The organism is Pantoea sp. BR_17 (assembly GCF_041955125.1).
In the GTDB taxonomy this organism is placed as follows: Bacteria; Pseudomonadota; Gammaproteobacteria; order Enterobacterales; family Enterobacteriaceae; genus Pantoea; species Pantoea stewartii.
The window spans coordinates 511,604-528,785 of the sequence record NZ_JAVAXT010000001.1 but is presented as its reverse complement, the minus strand read 5'-3'; the positions used below and the strand labels follow the sequence as shown (position 1 = coordinate 528,785).

Below are 17,182 nucleotides of genomic sequence, written 5' to 3'. Positions count from 1 at the left end.
CCACTCCTTTACTTAGCGGAAGCGGAACGGGCGGCATAATGGGGTTCTGCCGTCTCGCACCATTGTTGATAGCGTTGATAAAGTGCCTGATAACGCGCGACGCGCTGCGGATCGGGCTGCAGCGTCACGTCAATCGGGCTGGCCATGACGTCCTGTGCCTGCTCCACATCGCGGTGAACGCCCGCGGCGACGGCAGCGAAGATGGCAGCGCCCAGCGCACAGCACTCATCGGAGGCGACGATATCCAGCGGCCGGTTCATCACGTCGCAGCAGGCCTGCATAATGGCGGGGGATTTACGGGCAATGCCGCCGAGGGTAAGAATGTTTTCCACCGGAATTGCCTGCTGCTCGAAGCACTCCATGATGGCGCGGGCACCAAAGGCGGTGGCCGCAATCAGGCCGCCAAACAGGGCCGGAGCATCCGTGCCGAGATTCAGGTCGGTAATGACCCCTTTCAGGCGCTGGTTGGCATTGGGCGTACGGCGGCCGTTGAACCAGTCCAGCACTACGGGCAGGTGATCCAACTGCGGACTGGCGACCCAGGCCTCGGTCAGACGGGTGATCAGTGACGTTTGCATCTCAGCCAACTGCGGTTTAAGTTCGGGATGGTGCTGCGCTGCCAGCTGCAGCGGCCAGCCCAGCAGGCGGCTGTACCAGGCATAAATATCGCCAAACGCCGACTGGCCTGCTTCCAGACCAATCGCACCTGGCACGACGCTGCCATCAACCTGACCACAGATGCCCTTGATGGCGCGGTCGCCGACTTTCCCGGTGTCAGCAATCAGGATGTCGCAGGTCGACGTGCCAATCACTTTCACTAAGGTATAGGGTCGTGCACCGGCGCCGACCGCGCCCATATGGCAGTCAAATGCGCCGCCCGAAATCGTAACCTGCTGCGATAAACCCAGGCGTTGCGACCATTCCGGGCTCAGCGTGCCCACCGGGATATCCGCGGTCCAGGTCTCGCTGAACAGGGGAGAATCCAGCTGTTGAGTCAGCGCCGGGTCCAGCGCGTTAAGGAAGTCGGCGTCGGGTAAGCCGTTCCAGTCAGCATGAAACAGCGCTTTGTGACCAGCGGCACAACGCCCACGACGGAGTTTGTCCGGGGCGACGGTATCGCTGAGTAAGGCGGGTACCCAGTCACAGAGTTCAACCCATGACACGGCCGCATCGCGCACGGCAGCATCCTGGCGGGTAATATGAAGAATCTTGGCCCAGAACCATTCCGACGAGTAGATCCCGCCGATATAGCGGCTGTAATCGGTAAAGCGGCCGCTGCGACACAGGCGATTAATCTCTTCCGCTTCTTCAATGGCCGTATGGTCTTTCCACAGCACAAACATCGCATTGGGGTTTTCCGCAAACTCCGGTCGCAGGGCAAGTACCTTGCCGTCACGATCGATCGGAGCGGGGGTGGAGCCGGTGCTGTCGACACCGATGCCGACGACGGCGGCCCGTTGCGTGTCGCTCAGCGCCGCGAGCACACCCAGCATGGCCTGCTCCATAGCATCAATATAGTCCTGAGGATGGTGACGAAAGCGGTTGCTGTGAGGATCGCTGTAAAGTCCCTGCTGCCAGCGTGCATAGTTGGCCACGGCACTGTGCAGCTCCTGACCAGTGTGACAATCCACCGCCAGCGCACGCACCGAATCACTACCAAAGTCCAGCCCCAGGGTGATGGCTTCAGTACGCATTTGACTCTCCTGTTGTGAATAAACCTCCTTATCCTGAGAGGTGTAAAAAAGAAGGGTTAGTCACGGCTGGCTGAGAATATGCACTTTTCTGCCACACGCAGTGAATTTGTGATCCATTGCAAAAGTTAACAGACGGTTAAATTTGCTGAATATATGGATCATTCTGTCGTGATTTTAAGATGTGATACCGCTCTACATTTTTCTTCTTCATTCCCGCTAAAACTAGGCCAGCGTTTAAGCAGGCTACCCACATGGCTCCCGCTAACGTGCTGATTTACATCTGTACCTACAAAAGAGAGTGAACTGGTAGCGTTTACACCGATTCGTATTTAACAGCGATAAAACCACTAGCGCCGGAGAGCATCATGCATAAATTCACTAAAGCGCTGGCAGCCATCGGGCTGGCAGCGGTTATGTCACAATCAGCTATCGCCGAGACCATGAAGCTGGGTTTTCTGGTGAAGCAGCCGGAAGAACCCTGGTTCCAGACCGAATGGAAATTTGCGGATAAAGCCGGTAAAGACCTGGGCTTTGAGGTGATCAAAATTGCCGTTCCGGACGGCGAAAAAACCCTTAACGCTATCGACAGCCTGGCCGCGAATGGCGCAAAAGGCTTCGTGATCTGCACACCGGATCCCAAACTCGGCTCCGCCATCATGGCAAAGGCGCGCGGTTATGGCCTGAAGGTGATCGCCGTGGACGATCAGTTTGTGAACGCCAAAGGCAAGCCGATGGACAGTGTACCGCTGGTCATGATGGCCGCGACCAAAATTGGCGAACGTCAGGGACAGGAACTGTATAAAGAAATGCAGAAACGCGGCTGGGATGTCAAAGACACCGCCGTGATGGCGATCACCGCTAACGAACTGGATACCGCGCGTCGTCGTACCGGTGGTTCGATGGATGCCCTGAAAGCGGCCGGCTTCCCGGAAAAACAGATCTATCAGGTCCCGACCAAATCGAATGACATCCCCGGCGCATTTGATGCCGGTAACTCCCTGCTGGTTCAGCACCCTGAAGTGAAGCACTGGCTGATTGTCGGTATGAACGACAACACCGTGCTGGGCGGCGTGCGTGCGACCGAAGGTCAGGGCTTTAAAGCCGCTGACGTGATCGGTATCGGTATCAACGGCGTCGACGCCGTCAGCGAACTGTCAAAAGCCAACGCGACCGGCTTCTATGGCTCACTGCTGCCAAGTCCGGACATCCATGGCTATAAGAGCAGCCAGATGCTCTACAACTGGGTAAGCAAAGGACAGGAGCCACCGAAATTCACCGAAGTGACAGACGTCGTGTTGATTACGCGTGACAACTTCAAAACCGAGCTGGCGAAGAAAGGGTTGATGTAATAACAGGCAGTACGGATAACACCATCGGGTCATCAGGAAAGCAGGGCTGAACACCGCGACGGTATTCAGCCTGAGCGTCAGGTGCCCCGATTCCTCACAGCCATTTATTGGAGACACCATGAACACTGATTCAGCCTTTCTGTCGTTTCATGGCATCAGTAAAACTTTTCCCGGCGTGAAAGCGCTGCAGGATATTTCATTTGAATGCCATGGCGGTCAGGTGCACGCGCTGATGGGGGAAAACGGTGCCGGTAAATCGACACTGCTTAAAATCCTCAGCGGCAGCTATCTGCCCAGTGGCGGCGAGATTCGCATCAAAGGCAAGCCGATGAATTTCCAGCACACCACGGATGCGCTGGATGCGGGTGTCGCCATTATCTACCAGGAACTGCATTTAGTGCCCGAAATGAGCGTGGCGGAGAATATCTATCTGGGCCAGTTGCCGCATAAACATGGCCTGGTAAACCGCAAGCTGCTGCGTTACGAAGCCGGGCTGCAACTGAAAAATTTAGGTATGGATATCGATCCGGACATGCCGCTGAAATACCTGTCGCTGGGCCAGTGGCAGATGGTTGAGATTGCCAAAGCGCTGGCCCGTAACGCGCGCATCATTGCCTTTGATGAGCCAACCAGCTCGCTGTCCGCACGCGAAATCGACAATTTGTTTCGGGTGATCCGCCAGTTGCGCGCGGAAGGGCGCGTGGTGCTGTATGTCTCGCACCGTATGGAAGAGATTTTTGCCCTCAGTGACGCCATCACCGTGTTTAAAGACGGACGCTATGTGCGCACCTTTACGGACATGGCCAATACGCATCACGACGATCTGGTACAGGCGATGGTCGGACGTAATCTGGGTGATATCTACGGCTACGCGCCGCGGGAAAAAGGCCCGGTACGGCTGGCGCTACAGGACGTGGAGGCGAAGGGCGTCAGAGCGCCAATCTCGCTGAATGTGCATGCCGGGGAAATTGTCGGCCTGTTTGGCCTGGTGGGCGCGGGACGCACCGAACTGCTGAAAGGGCTGTTTGGCGCCACGCGCCTGCGCGGTGGCCGCATTCTGCTGGACGGGGAACCCCTTAACGTGACGGCGCCAATTGATGCGATTCGGGCGGGCGTGATGCTGTGCCCTGAAGATCGCAAAGCCGAAGGCATTATTCCGGTGCATTCGGTGCGCGACAACATCAACATCAGCGCCCGCCGTCATAACCTCACCGCCGGTTGCCTGATCAAAAACGGCTGGGAGGTAAAGAATGCCGACAGCCATATCCGTTCCCTCAAAATCAAAACGCCCAGCGCTGACCAGTTGATCATGAACCTGTCCGGCGGTAACCAGCAAAAAGCCATTCTTGGCCGCTGGTTGTCCGAGGAGATCAAGGTGATTTTGCTGGACGAGCCTACCCGCGGCATTGATGTCGGGGCTAAACACGAAATTTATAACCTGATTTACCAGCTGGCGAACAACGGCATTGCGGTGCTGTTTGCCTCCAGCGATCTCCCGGAAGTGATGGGCCTGGCCGACCGCATTATCGTGATGCGCGAAGGGGCGGTCGCCGGGGAATTACTGCATGACGAGGCCACAGAGCAGCTGACGCTGAGCCTGGCCATGCCTAAAACGACACATGCGGCCGCCGTGGCCTGACAGGAGAGTACCGTGACTTCTTCCACGACATCAAATACGCCGCCAGCCGCCCCTCGCCGGGGTGTGCATTTTGGGCGCGTCTGGGACAACTTTGGCATGCTGGTGGTGTTTGCCCTGCTGTTCATCGCCTGTGCGGTTTTTGTCCCTAACTTTGGCTCCTTTATCAACATGAAAGGCCTGGGGCTGGCCATGTCGATGTCCGGCATGGTGGCCTGCGGTATGCTGTTCTGCCTGGCCTCCGGCGATTTTGACCTGTCGGTGGCCTCGGTGATTGCCTGCGCGGGCGTGGTCACCGCCGTGGTGATCAATATGAGCGAGAGCCTCTGGCTGGGGGTGGCGGCCGGGCTGTTACTCGGTGTCATCACCGGATTTATCAATGGGTTTGTTATCGCCCGACTGAAAATCAACGCCCTGATTACCACGCTGGCGACCATGCAGATTGTGCGCGGTCTGGCCTATATCTTCTCGGACGGTAAAGCGGTAGGCATCGAAGACGAGCGCTTCTTCGTACTGGGCTTCGCCAACTGGCTGGGCGTGCCTGCGCCCATCTGGATCACGCTGGGTACCATGGTGATCTTCGCCTTCCTGTTGAACAAAACCACCTTTGGCCGCAACACGCTGGCGATTGGCGGGAATGAAGAGGCTGCACGGCTGGCGGGCGTGCCGGTTGTGCGTACCCGCATCATTATCTTTATTCTCTCTGGCCTGGTTTCTGCGGCGGCGGGCATCATCCTGGCGTCACGTATGACCAGCGGTCAGCCCATGACCTCAATTGGTTATGAACTGGTGGTCATCTCGGCCTGCGTACTGGGCGGCGTGTCACTGAAGGGCGGCATCGGCAAAATCTCCTATGTGATCGCCGGGGTACTGATTCTGGGCACCGTTGAGAATGCGATGAATTTATTAAATATCTCGCCATTCTCACAGTATGTTGTGCGGGGTTTGATACTGTTGGCAGCGGTGATATTCGACCGCTACAAACAAAAGAATAAAGTCTGATTTGGCGTGAAACCTTCCCGCGGACGCGAAAGGTGTCCGCGCGTGATCAATCAACGACGAAGTGAGGACAGTATGTATCACCGTGAATTACCGGCAGAGCAGCAGAACCCTTTGCTGCCCGGATACGCGTTTAATGCCTGGCTGGTGGCGGGATTAACCCCGATCACCGCGGATGGTCCGCTGGATTTCTTTATTGATCGCCCACACGGCATGAAGGGCTATATTCTCAACCTGACCATTAAAGGTAAAGGGCGGGTGTTCGACGGCGAAAAGGCCTTTGACTGTGAACCGGGTGAAATGCTGCTGTTCCAGCCAAAAACGGCTCACTATTATGGTCGGGCGCCCGACAGTCCGCAGTGGTTTCACCGCTGGGTCTATTTTCGTCCGCGCGCGTACTGGCATGACTGGCTGCGCTGGCAGGATGAACAGGAAGGCGTTGGTCGGCTGCGCTTACCGGAGTCACTGCGGGGCGAATTTGATCGCCTGTTTGCCACCATTGAACAAACCCACAACTCATCGCGTCGTTTTGCCGAAGAACTGGCAATGAATTTGCTGGAACGGCTGTTGTTACGGGCGGTGGAAGAAGATCCACGTAACCATCAGCAAATCCGCGATCCCCGTATCATCGAAGCCTGCCAGTATGTGAATAATCATCTTGCCAGCGAGGTCAAAATCGAGGAAGTGGCGCGCCATGTGTGTCTGTCACCTTCGCGGCTGGCGCACCTGTTCCGCGAGCAAATGGGCGTGAACCTGCTTCGCTGGCGGGAAGATCAGCGCGTCATTCGCGCTAAGTTGCTGCTGCAAACCACGCAGGAACCCATCGCGAGCATTGGGCGTGAAGTGGGCTACGACGATCAGCTCTATTTTTCGCGCGTCTTCCGTAAGCGCGTCGGCGTCAGCCCGAGTGATTTCCGCCGCCGCAATCAGGACGTACACGATAATCTGGCCAGTCAGAGCGCCTGGAACGGTGCACGGCGCTCAGTCTCCTGATTTTAAGGGGAATCCTCCTTGTCCTGACCCGACTATTAGTCTTAAATCAGTCTGGTTAGCGATTAATGAGGAAAAGGAATGAGCGAGAAACTGCGAGTAGGACTCATCGGCTATGGCTTTGCCAGCAAAACCTTCCACGCGCCCCTGATCGCGGGCACGCCGGAGGTTGAACTGGCTGCCATCTCCAGCAGCGATGCCAGCAAAGTCCATGCCGACTGGCCCGCCGTGCAGGTCGTCGCCGAGCCCCAGGCCCTGTTCGACGATCCTACGTTAGATCTGATTGTTATCCCTACACCGAATGATACGCACTTCCCTCTGGCTAAAGCCGCACTCAACGCAGGCAAGCACGTCGTGGTGGACAAACCGTTCACCGTGACGTTGTCACAGGCGCGCGAGCTGGATGCCTTAGCTAAAGCCAAAGGGCTGCTGTTATCCGTATTCCATAACCGCCGTTGGGACAGTGATTTCCTGACGCTGAAAGGCTTACTGGCAGCGGGTGAGCTGGGTGAGGTGCGTTATTTTGAATCGCACTTTGACCGTTTCCGTCTGGAAGTACGGCAGCGTTGGCGCGAGATGAAAGGGGCGGGCAGCGGCATCTGGTACGATCTGGGACCGCACCTGCTGGATCAGGCGCTACAGCTGTTTGGCCCGCCGGTGGCGATTAACGTTGATCTGGCGGAAATGCGGCCGGGTGCCCAGACCACCGACTATTTTCATGCGACGCTGACCTATCCACAGCGCCGGGTGGTGCTGCACGCCAGCATGCTGGTGGCGGCCGAATCCGCACGCTATACCGTGCACGGTACGCGCGGCAGTTACGTCAAATACGGTCTGGACCCGCAGGAAGATCGGCTGAAAGCGGGGGATTTCCCGCCGGGCGAGAACTGGGGTTATGACATGCGTGACGGTACGCTGACCCAGGTGGAGGGCGACGCGCTGAATGAAAAAACCATCCTGACACAGCCGGGCAACTATCCCGCCTATTACGCTGCAATTCGTGATGCCATTTCCGGGCGCGGGGCGAATCCGGTGACGGCGGAAGAAGCCATTCAGGTCATGGAACTGATTGAGCTGGGGCTCCAGTCGGCGGAAAAACGCCAGACGATGTCGCTGAAATAAGCGCTTTCAGCGCTAAAAAGGCCGCGAATAACGCGGCCTTTTTTATGCTTACTGCACTTTCGCCCGGATGGCGGCTTTTTCTGCCGCGCTTAAAAACGCGATAGTCAGGCCGTTGTCCTGTGCCTGACGCATTTGCGCCTGGCTCAGTCCCGCAGCCGGGGCGGCATGCAGGTACTCATGGGCCAGCTCAATGCCCTGTACGGCGGGATCGTCGGTGTTGATGGTCGCCAGCACGCCATGCTCCAGGAACGTTTTCAGCGGATGCTGCGCCAGCGAGGCGACGGTGCTGGTCTGGATATTGGAGGTCAGGCAGGATTCGATACCAATACCGTTTTCCGCCAGATAGTCCATCAGCGCGCGATCTTCAATAGCCTTCACACCATGACCGATGCGTTCAGCGCCCAGATCACGAATCGCCTGCCAGATACTTTCCGGGCCTGCGGCTTCACCGGCATGCACGGTAATGTGAAAACCGGCATCCCGGGCGCGACGGAAGTGGCTCAGAAAACGGTGACCCGGCGCACCGAGTTCATCCCCGGCCAAATCCACGGCGGTAATATGGTCGCGATGGGCGAGGAAGCCGTTCAGTTCATCCAGACAGGCCTGTTCGCCAAAAGTCCGGCTCATGATGCCCGTTAAGCGCACGGTGATATCATGCTGCTGGCAGCCGGCCTTTACGCCATCAATCACCGCCTCAACCACACCGGCAATCGGCAGATGGTGGGTCATCGCCATATAGCCGGGTGAAAAGCGCAGCTCGGCATAGTGAATCCCGGCGCGGGCGGCATCCTCGACGTTCTCACGCGCGATACGCTGACAGGCGTCAAGATCGCCCAGCACTTTCACGCCCCAGTCCAGCTTTTGCAGAAAGCTGACCAGATCCGGTTGCGTTTCGGTGACCTGAACATGCGGACGCAGGGTGTCCAGCGTATCCGCCGGTAAGGTCAGGTTAAACTGGCGGCCTAAATCAAGGATGGTTTGTGCACGGATGTTGCCATCAAGGTGGCGGTGAATGTCGGTAAGGGGAAGCGTTGAATCAATCATGGAGTGCACTCGTCTGGATATCTGTAAAGTGCAGAGCATTATAAAAATATCTTGCGCAACAACGCCAGTGATTTGCGCAACAAGTGTGAAAGGCAGGGGTTAACTGTTCACTTTATAAACGGGAACGCGGCGCAGGCCGCCTGGTGAGAGCGAATCGGGAGAGAAAAGCGGGCGATGCAGTGACGTAAAAAAGGCGGCCAGGGCCGCCTTGATCGAAAAGGTTAACCTTATTGCGGCATGCCTTCGTTTGTCGGGACGCCAAGCATATAGCGTGACATGAACTGCTCCAGCGACATCTTATCGCCGTTCATGTTCACCTGACCGTTGGCATACTGCAGGCTGGTGACGATGTTGTTGTCCTGCGTTTGTGTCAGACGGAACATCTGGCCCATCGCTGCCAGCCCTTTAACCTGCTGATCGGCCAGTTTCTGCGCGTCGTCAGCCTGATAACCTTCAGCCAGGCCAATATGGCGCATGGTTTCCGTCGCCATCGGCATGTTGACAGACAGCTTCAGATCCAGCGTTTTCAGCACGCGATCAACGGATGCCGCCAGCGTCTGCGGTTCGCCTGTCACCGTGGACGGATCGTTAAAGTGGGCGTTCAGGTTGAAGGTGCTCTCGCCTTTATCGTTCTTCCAGCTCAGTGGTGCGATGCTGATGGACGGGGCCCCTTTCAGCAGGGTCGGCAAATTGTTCAGCAGGATCGCGCGCACACCGTTCTGGAAACGCACCGGATCGTCTTCCACGCCAGGCTGGTTCATCAGGGTGGTCAGCTGAGCGTTATAGTTATCCGAGAAGGTTTTAACGCTTTGCGCATCAAACTGTGACAGCTTCATTTTTAATGCGAACTGACCCAGGTTCTGCTTCTGCACCTCAACGCCGTCAATTTTGTAATTAATGTCGCCATTGATTTTGCCGGACTGATTATCAAAAGAGGAATTACCGACCATCTTGTTAAGAATAACCGCGTCCTGACCGCTGACTGCGGCGGCCACTTTATCCACGCTGATGGACTGATCGCCAATGCGTACGCCTTCGTTGGTGAGATGCGTATCCGCTTTCAGCTTCAGGCCGTTCAGCGTAAACATCACCGGCTGATCGACCTGATTTTTGGTGGTGATGGCAATGCTGTCGATGTCACTGTCCAGGCCCACTTTATCGCCTTTGTTGTCTGCGCTGATATTCAGCGTGCCGCCGCTGGTGGCTAAGCGTTGCGCTGTTTGCGCATTTTGATAATCGATGGGCAGAATTTTTATTGCGGTGTCGGTGCTGCCGCTGTAACCCACACGCGTTTCGGCGTTGATAAACGACTGGTTGTTGGTCAGTTCAAACAGCTTTTTGACCGCATCGGTATTGGTCAGCGTGGTATGCACGGACGCCATGCTGGGGATCAGGTTGGCTTTTTTCAGCTGTGCGAAGGGGAACGGGCCGTGGTCGATCTGCTCGTTCAGGATGATGCTCTGGCCGGGCTTGAGCAGAGGATTATCTTCGGTCTGAGAGCTGGCCTGGATAACCACATTCATTTTGCTGCTGAAAATGCCGCGTTGATAATCCTGATAGCTGACTTTCAGACGACTGTTGGGCGCCAGGGTGGTTAACTGAGCGTTAGCATTTTGAATCATTTGATCCATATTGCTTTCCAGCTTTTTGCCGGTAAACCACGCCGCGCCTGTCCAGACTACGCCCAGAGCGACTACCACACCAACGGCAACTTGAGTCTTTTTCATTGCTGAATCGTCCTTATCCTTGATTTCACCCGTGTCACAGACAGCGGGTGAAGAAGCGCCCGCAGGCATTTTAGCTAATAGTTTGAAATAATAGCAGTTAAGCGCAATGGCGTCAGCCGTCTCAGTTAAACGTGTTATACACGCGCGCCACCCGACCCTGGCCGGTGAGTGACACTGGCGCATCGGTGGCGGCCACGAAACAGGACTCGCCGGGTTTTAGCACCAGTTGCTGCTGGCGATTGGTGACGGTGGCCTCACCTTCAATACAAAACAGCAGTGCCGCGCTTTCCTGATGCAGGGTAAGCGGCTGCGCATTCACCGTATGAATGGAGAAAGCAAAGTCGTCTACCGGAATGGGAAAATACTCGCCATCCTGCTGTATCTCCGGTTGTGTAAGAAGCTGGCTGGCCGGCTTTTCGTCAAATTTGAGGTTGGCCATCAGTTCCGGAATATCAATATATTTTGGCGTCAGGCCAGCGCGCAAAACGTTATCGGAGTTGGCCATGACCTCCAGCGCCACGCCATGCAGATAAGCATGCGGCGTTTCCGCAAACAGGAACATCGCCTGTCCGGGCTGCAGAGTAATCACATTGAGCAGCAGCGGCGAGAATAACCCGCTGTCATCCGGATAGTATTCCGCAATCTCATGAATGGTTTGCCAGGGTTCGCCTGTCTGCTGACTGACGACGTTTTTCAGTACGGTTAACGCCTGCGCTTTTTCGTCCTGTTGAAGCGACAGCAGGGTTGAAAACAGTTGCGCCAGGTTGTCGGGGCTGGGCTGGCGCAGGAAATGCGCGATCTCAGGATGCGCGTCCGCCACTGGGGTGAGCAGTGTCACCATCTCGTTGCGCTCGCGAAACCCATTGATGGCTTTAAACGGCGTTAAGGCGTACACCAGCTCCGGTTTATGGTTGGCATCTTTATAGTTACGCTCTGGCGAACTGAGCGGAACAGAGGCGGCATTTTCACGCGCAAACCCCTCTTCGGCGGCGGATTTGCTGGGGTGCACCTGAATTGAGAGCGGCTGATCGGCACACAGCACTTTAAATAAAAAGGGCAGTTCGCCAAAGCGTTTTGCCACGGCGTCACCCAGCATCTGCGACGGATGGGCCGCGATGACATCGCGTAACGAGCGGGATTGCCCCTCAACGTCAACGGCGGACGGGCTTTTGGGATGCGCCCCCATCCACAGTTCCGCCATCGGTAAGTCTTCAGGATTGGCGATGCCATACAGGGAGGTTAATGCCGTCTTGCTCCCCCAGGCATAATATTGCACCGCATTACTCATCTTTTTCATTTCACTGCCTTTCTGGCATGGGAATATTGCGCTTATTAAAGCAGAAACTGGCATGGAAAATACATATCCAGCGCAAGAAGGATGCTAAGCTCGGATGATGTTAAAAATTTGTATGAGTTTATCTGCTTCATGCGTAGCGAACACCCGCGCGTGAACAAAGGGTTTATTTAAAACGGTGAAAGGAGAAAGTCATGGCAGCCAATCGCGTTGAAAAAGATTCAATGGGGCCAATTGATGTACCGGCTGATAAACTTTGGGGCGCACAGACACAGCGCTCCCTGGAGCATTTCCGTATCTCAACAGAGAAGATGCCGGTGGCGCTGGTGCACGCGCTGGCGATGACCAAACGCGCGGCCGCCAGCGTTAACCGGGATTTAGGCTTACTGCCTGCGGAGCGGGCGGAGGCGATTATTCAGGCCGCTGATGAAGTGCTGGCGGATAAACACAGCGATGAATTCCCGCTGGCGATCTGGCAGACCGGCTCCGGCACCCAGACCAACATGAACATGAATGAAGTGTTGGCCAACCGTGCGAGTGAGCTGTTGGGCGGTGAGCGCGGCATGTCCCGCCTGGTGCATCCCAACGATGACGTTAATAAAAGCCAGAGTTCAAACGATGTCTTCCCGACGGCGATGCACGTTGCGGCGGTCATTGCGGTACGTGAGCACCTGATTCCCCAACTGAACGTTCTGAAGCAAACCCTGCGTGCCAAATCTGACGCCTTTAAAGACATCGTTAAAATTGGCCGTACCCATCTGCAGGACGCCACGCCGCTCACGCTTGGTCAGGAGATCTCCGGCTGGGTCGCCATGCTGGAGCACAACCTTAAACATATTGAGCAGAGCATTCCGCATCTGGCCGAGCTGGCGCTGGGCGGCACCGCGGTGGGAACCGGCCTGAATACCCATCCTGAATATGCCGTGCGTGTGGCGAAAGCCCTGGCGGAACTGACAGAGCAGCCGTTTGTGACCGCCCCTAATAAGTTTGAAGCCCTGGCCACCTGCGACGCGCTGGTGCATGCACACGGTGCGCTGAAAGGCCTGGCGGCTTCACTGATGAAGATTGCTAATGATGTCCGCTGGCTGTCATCCGGTCCGCGCTGTGGTATCGGCGAAATTGCTATCCCGGAAAACGAACCCGGCAGCTCCATCATGCCGGGCAAGGTTAACCCCACCCAGTGTGAAGCGATGACAATGTTGTGCTGTCAGGTCATGGGTAATGACGTGGCGATTAACATGGGGGGCGCATCAGGCAACTTTGAACTGAACGTTTATCGTCCGATGATTATCCATAACTTCCTGCAGTCCGTTCGTTTACTGGCGGATGGGATGGACAGTTTCAATCACCACTGCGCTGTCGGTATCGAACCGGTGCGTGAGCGTATTGATCAGTTGCTCAACGAGTCGCTGATGCTGGTCACCGCGCTGAATACGCACATCGGTTATGACAAGGCCGCTGAAATTGCCAAACAGGCCCATAAACAAGGCTTAACGCTGAAAGCTTCGGCGCTGAAGCTGGGCTATCTGACGGAAGCGGAGTTTGATGCTTGGGTGCGTCCGGAAGACATGGTAGGCAGCATGAAGTCGTAAGTGAGGTCTGTCAGGGCCTGCACAGGCCCTGATATCACACCGGGCAGTCCACCCAGAGATGCAGGCGTGGGATCAGCAAATGCAGGGGTTCTGCGGCGGGTTTATAGCGATGCGTAATCGCCTCTGCATCGTAATTCAGCAGCTCACCTAACTTTGGCACCTGGGTGCGATCCCGGCACAGCACAAGAATCGGTGACGGGCAGGCAAGCTGCGTTTGCTTTTTCTCTTCCGCACGCCAGATGCGCGCAACCGGCTGCACTTTCACCGGACGTTTAATCTTCAGGCGCGCGGATGCGGGCAAGGCGCGTACATCCGCCAGTTCCTGCTGCACTTTTTCCGCCCACTGCTCGCGTGTCCAGGGAGCCTGGGCACGGCCAGCCTTCAGACTCTTTTCCAGTTGGGCGATGATCTCGTCCCGTTTAACGTTCTTAATGACCTGCTTGTTTGCCCAGCCAAAGCGCACACTCTCTGGCGCGGGAAGGGCGGTGATGGTCCGGTAAGCATTCAGGGTAATTAAGCCACGCAAATGCTGATGCACAAATTCGAACCGGGCTTCGGAAGGCAGACCGGACTCCACGGTGATCATGTGCTCAAGACGGGCTTTCAACTGGTTGATGCTGTTGATAAACGCGGTAAGCTGCTGCGCGTCCTGCTCGCTGCATTCGATGCAGAGCGCACCCGGCAGGCGCACGGCGGCTTTAGTGCTGAGCTTTTCTGACTGGTGCTGCATGAACAGACGGCAATAGTGGTTGAGCGCCCGCTCCCGCGCCTCTGTGCCCAGGTGCTGCTCCACGGCAATCTGAGTAATCGCATCGTGTTCATGCCCTTTTTCAATCGGGGGCAGACTGAAGACCCGGGCGATTAACAGCGGCTGCGCCTCAATCTGCTGCCGTAATGCTCCCAGGGCTTCTTCGAGATCCTTGACGCACTGCTGCATATCTGTGACTAAATCATAACGCACCGCAGTCTCTCCTGTAGTTACAACATGCTCAATGTGGCAGAAAGATCGCGCTGCTGCAAACGTCTTTATAGTTACAACATACTAAACAGGCTTTCTGAAATGGTGCGGTCTGTGGCATAAGCAGGGCGAAGATAGCACAGGGTGCGATGGGGCCCACCAGAAAAAAGCGAGTGACAGCTCCACGCGGGACAGGGTGCATTACCATCGTCACCAGCGTAGACAGAACCGGCGGGAAGCGGCTGGTCACCGACGGTGACAAAACCAAAAAAGGTTATTCGGTGCCTGGCGGGCGCTCTCGCCGCCTTCAGGCACCGGGGTTAAGCGGCGCATGATTACGAATGTCGGCTGAACAACTGATAAATCCGTTCCGGGAGCAGGCTGAATAAACATATTGATACGGCTTCGCAACATGACAGCAGCGTTTCGCCTTTTTTGCGCCAGAACAGGGTTACGATGATCATGGCTACGGCCGCCACACCGAGCGCACCTGCCATATCCAGTGGGAAGTGAACCCCGAGAAAGATGCGTGACCAGGCAACCAGCAGTGAGACGAGCGTGAGAATGCCACCGGAGCCCCAGTTACCCCTGGCCCATAATGCCAGCGTGATACTGAAAAACAGCGTGCCGTGGTCGCTGGGAAATGACGTATCCGCAGCGTGATCGATCCACAGATGACCCAGCCGAATCATAAAAGGGCGCGGATGAAAATAGAATGCTGAACAGAGAAAATTCAGTGTCAGCCCTGTGATGGCCGTTACGATGGCAAACAGGGCGGTTTCGCGTTCTGCGCGCCCACCTGTAAACCAGTAAATCAGCAGCATAAGCGGCAGCAGAAAGATCAGATACTCTGCGCTGAATGTCGCAAAATCGATGAGCCAGCCGGGCGTGCCGGGAAGGGCATTAATGATAAGGAACAGATCCTGATTATAGGTTTCCAGCAAAGTATTCATCAGCGCGTGGGCTCTGTGGTAAGAGAGGACAAGGGCCATTTTCCCCGCGCAAGATTAATAAAACCTTAATCGTCATTCGCCGCGTTCATCTGTTCAGCCCGCTGAATGAGTGGAAACACGTTCTCAAGAAAGAGGCCCGCCTTGCGGCTGCCATAAACACCACAGCGGTAAGCGCAGGGTATCCTCAGGCGGGCATGATATGTCAGCGGCAACGCGCATTTTCTCCCTCACAAACAGGGGGGATCTCGTTCAGTCAGTGCCTGACCGTTAACCCCACCCATGAGTGAAGAACACACCGCGTCGGTAACGTGACGTGGTGCCTGAAACATCACTTCGCTAAGACTTTCAACTGCGATCGGGCCGTGAAAAAACGACGATACGACAAATAGACGGCGATGATGGTCGATAAACTGGCTGTGCCAAGCAGCATAAACGTAACCATAATCTGGTATTTAATCGCCTTAAGCGGGTCAACACCCGCAAAGATCAGCCCGGACATCATGCCGGGTAAACTCACCAGACCAACAGTTTTGGCGGCATCAACGGTGGGGATCATCGCGGCGCGAATGCTGTCGGCAAGGATTCGCTGCGAGGCCAGTTTGACTGGCGCGCCAAGGCTCAGCATCTCCTGAATTTTTTGGGCATTGTCGCTGAAGCGCTGGTTCAGGTTGCTGTAACACAGCCCCACAGCAACCATGGCATTGCCGGCAATCATGCCGGAAACCGGAATGACCTGCATAGGCAGAAAGGCGATTGCACCGCTCATGACCAGAATGGTCAGCGTAATGGCGGTGCCACTCGCGATCGCAACGAACGAAATCACAAAGGCATTACCGATGTTACGGCTGCGCTTACGGGCATTAAGCGCCGCATTGACGCAGATAAACAGCACCATCAGCACGGTCAGCCCGCCGTTATTCACATCAAAGACCGACTTGAGGACATAGCCTACGATGGCCAGTTGAACGATCGCACGGCTGACGCTCCACAGAATATCTTTGCTCATGCCAAGCTTCTCTTTCTGGCTGATAAGCAACGCAATCAGGACCAGAACCAGCGACAGCAGTAGCGAGTTGTCACTTATTGTTGTCTGATGCATTCATCTTCTCCCTGTCAGGTGACGTGAGGCGAAGCACATGCTCTGCCTGCTGTATGTCGTTAACATCGTGACTTATCCAGACGACGGCCATCGGGTGTTCTGCGACAAGCCGCCTGATCAGCGACTGTACCGTCAGGCTGTTTTCTTCATCAAGCGCGCTGGTCACTTCGTCAAGTAACAGCACGGCTGGCACAAACTGCAGATGGCGCAGCAGCCCAATGCGCTGCTTTTCGCCGCCAGAGAGGGGCTCAATCGCAGCATTCAGCATATCCGGCGAGAGATTAACACTCTCCAGCGCCGCCTTAAGTTTTGCCTGTGGCGGCGTCTGGCGGCGAAGTTGCCAGGGCAGGGCAAGGTTGTCATAAACCGTCTGACCGAAAAGCTGTGGCGTCTGAAAACAGTACGATACCTGCTGACGGTATTCCTCGGCCCTGAGCGTGGCGATATCGCGGCCCTGAAAGCGGATCTCTCCGGTCGTTGGCGTTAACAGAGAGGCAAGGATCTTCAGGAAGGTACTTTTGCCACTGCCGGAGGCACCGGTGAGCACGACAACGTCGCCCGGCGACAGCTGTAAAGAGACCGGCTGCAATAGCTGTCTGCCGCCGTGTGAAAAGGTGACATCCTGCGCATCGAGCAGGGGCAGAGAAGGGGCCATCGTTGCTTCCTGGATAGGGGTTAATAAGTCCGGTTCGTCGATATCTGAAAGGCGGTGCATTCAGCCTTTT

At 56.0% G+C, this 17,182-nt stretch carries 15 protein-coding genes; 7 read left to right on the top strand and 8 right to left on the bottom strand.

What is annotated here, in order from left to right; all coding sequences use genetic code 11:
- Positions 1–8: 8 nt before the first annotated feature.
- Positions 9–1,694, bottom strand: coding sequence for a ribulokinase (locus RAC60_RS02395; RefSeq protein ID WP_058701963.1), 1,686 nt, complete (start codon positions 1,692–1,694; stop codon positions 9–11).
- A 365-nt stretch (positions 1,695–2,059) separates the two neighbouring features.
- Here RAC60_RS02395 and RAC60_RS02390 point away from each other — a divergent pair, with 365 nt between their 5' ends.
- The 5 genes from RAC60_RS02390 (at position 2,060) to RAC60_RS02370 (ending at position 7,790) form a co-directional block, all read left to right on the top strand.
- A complete protein-coding gene (locus tag RAC60_RS02390; RefSeq protein ID WP_006119064.1) occupies positions 2,060–3,043 on the top strand; it encodes an arabinose ABC transporter substrate-binding protein in 984 nt (327 codons plus the stop codon).
- A gap of 118 nt (positions 3,044–3,161) precedes the next feature.
- Entirely contained in the window at positions 3,162–4,682 is a 1,521-nt protein-coding gene (araG, locus tag RAC60_RS02385) for an L-arabinose ABC transporter ATP-binding protein AraG (protein WP_033741304.1), read from the top strand.
- Positions 4,683–4,694: 12 nt separating this feature from the next.
- A complete protein-coding gene (araH, locus tag RAC60_RS02380; RefSeq protein WP_033741305.1) occupies positions 4,695–5,681 on the top strand; it encodes an L-arabinose ABC transporter permease AraH in 987 nt (328 codons plus the stop codon).
- A 72-nt stretch (positions 5,682–5,753) separates the two neighbouring features.
- A complete protein-coding gene (araC, locus tag RAC60_RS02375; RefSeq protein WP_006119067.1) occupies positions 5,754–6,671 on the top strand; it encodes an arabinose operon transcriptional regulator AraC in 918 nt (305 codons plus the stop codon).
- Positions 6,672–6,749: 78 nt separating this feature from the next.
- Complete coding sequence (locus tag RAC60_RS02370; protein ID WP_110267539.1) at positions 6,750–7,790, top strand: oxidoreductase; 1,041 nt, start codon at positions 6,750–6,752, stop codon at positions 7,788–7,790.
- A gap of 48 nt (positions 7,791–7,838) precedes the next feature.
- Here RAC60_RS02370 and add read toward each other — a convergent pair whose 3' ends face one another.
- The 3 genes from add to manA form a co-directional block, all read right to left on the bottom strand.
- A complete protein-coding gene (add, locus tag RAC60_RS02365) occupies positions 7,839–8,834 on the bottom strand; it encodes an adenosine deaminase (protein ID WP_058709172.1) in 996 nt (331 codons plus the stop codon).
- Positions 8,835–9,061: 227 nt separating this feature from the next.
- Positions 9,062–10,561 carry a YdgA family protein gene (locus RAC60_RS02360; RefSeq protein ID WP_375092514.1) on the bottom strand — a complete coding sequence of 500 codons (1,500 nt, stop codon included), beginning with the start codon at positions 10,559–10,561 and terminating at the stop codon, positions 9,062–9,064.
- Between the two features lie 121 nt (positions 10,562–10,682).
- A complete protein-coding gene (gene manA / locus RAC60_RS02355) occupies positions 10,683–11,858 on the bottom strand; it encodes a mannose-6-phosphate isomerase (protein ID WP_054633837.1) in 1,176 nt (391 codons plus the stop codon).
- 191 nt (positions 11,859–12,049) lie between these two features.
- Between manA and fumC the strand changes: the two genes are divergently transcribed.
- A complete protein-coding gene (gene fumC, locus RAC60_RS02350; RefSeq protein WP_006119076.1) occupies positions 12,050–13,447 on the top strand; it encodes a class II fumarate hydratase in 1,398 nt (465 codons plus the stop codon).
- Positions 13,448–13,481: 34 nt separating this feature from the next.
- On the opposite strand, the gene tus is transcribed toward fumC, so the two are convergent.
- Positions 13,482–14,384 (bottom strand): DNA replication terminus site-binding protein, encoded by a 903-nt coding sequence (gene tus, locus RAC60_RS02345; protein ID WP_039341588.1) that lies wholly within the window; start codon positions 14,382–14,384, stop codon positions 13,482–13,484.
- Between the two features lie 194 nt (positions 14,385–14,578).
- On the opposite strand from tus, the gene RAC60_RS02340 reads away from it, so the two are divergent.
- Positions 14,579–14,740, top strand: a complete 162-nt coding sequence (locus RAC60_RS02340) for a hypothetical protein (RefSeq protein WP_172912446.1) — start codon at positions 14,579–14,581, stop codon at positions 14,738–14,740.
- On the opposite strand, the gene RAC60_RS02335 is transcribed toward RAC60_RS02340, so the two are convergent.
- From RAC60_RS02335 to RAC60_RS02325, 3 genes are all read right to left on the bottom strand, one after another.
- The gene (locus RAC60_RS02335) at positions 14,741–15,358 is read right to left on the bottom strand and encodes an undecaprenyl-diphosphatase (protein WP_375092513.1); all 618 of its coding nucleotides are present in this window, start codon (positions 15,356–15,358) and stop codon (positions 14,741–14,743) included. It lies immediately after the preceding gene.
- A 328-nt stretch (positions 15,359–15,686) separates the two neighbouring features.
- On the bottom strand, positions 15,687–16,457 hold the full coding sequence (fetB, locus tag RAC60_RS02330; protein ID WP_058709169.1) for an iron efflux ABC transporter permease subunit FetB: 771 nt from the start codon (positions 16,455–16,457) through the stop codon (positions 15,687–15,689).
- Positions 16,435–17,112 (bottom strand): ATP-binding cassette domain-containing protein, encoded by a 678-nt coding sequence (locus RAC60_RS02325; RefSeq protein WP_044241999.1) that lies wholly within the window; start codon positions 17,110–17,112, stop codon positions 16,435–16,437. The genes fetB and RAC60_RS02325 overlap by 23 nt, the downstream gene beginning before the upstream one ends.
- Positions 17,113–17,182: the final 70 nt, after the last annotated feature.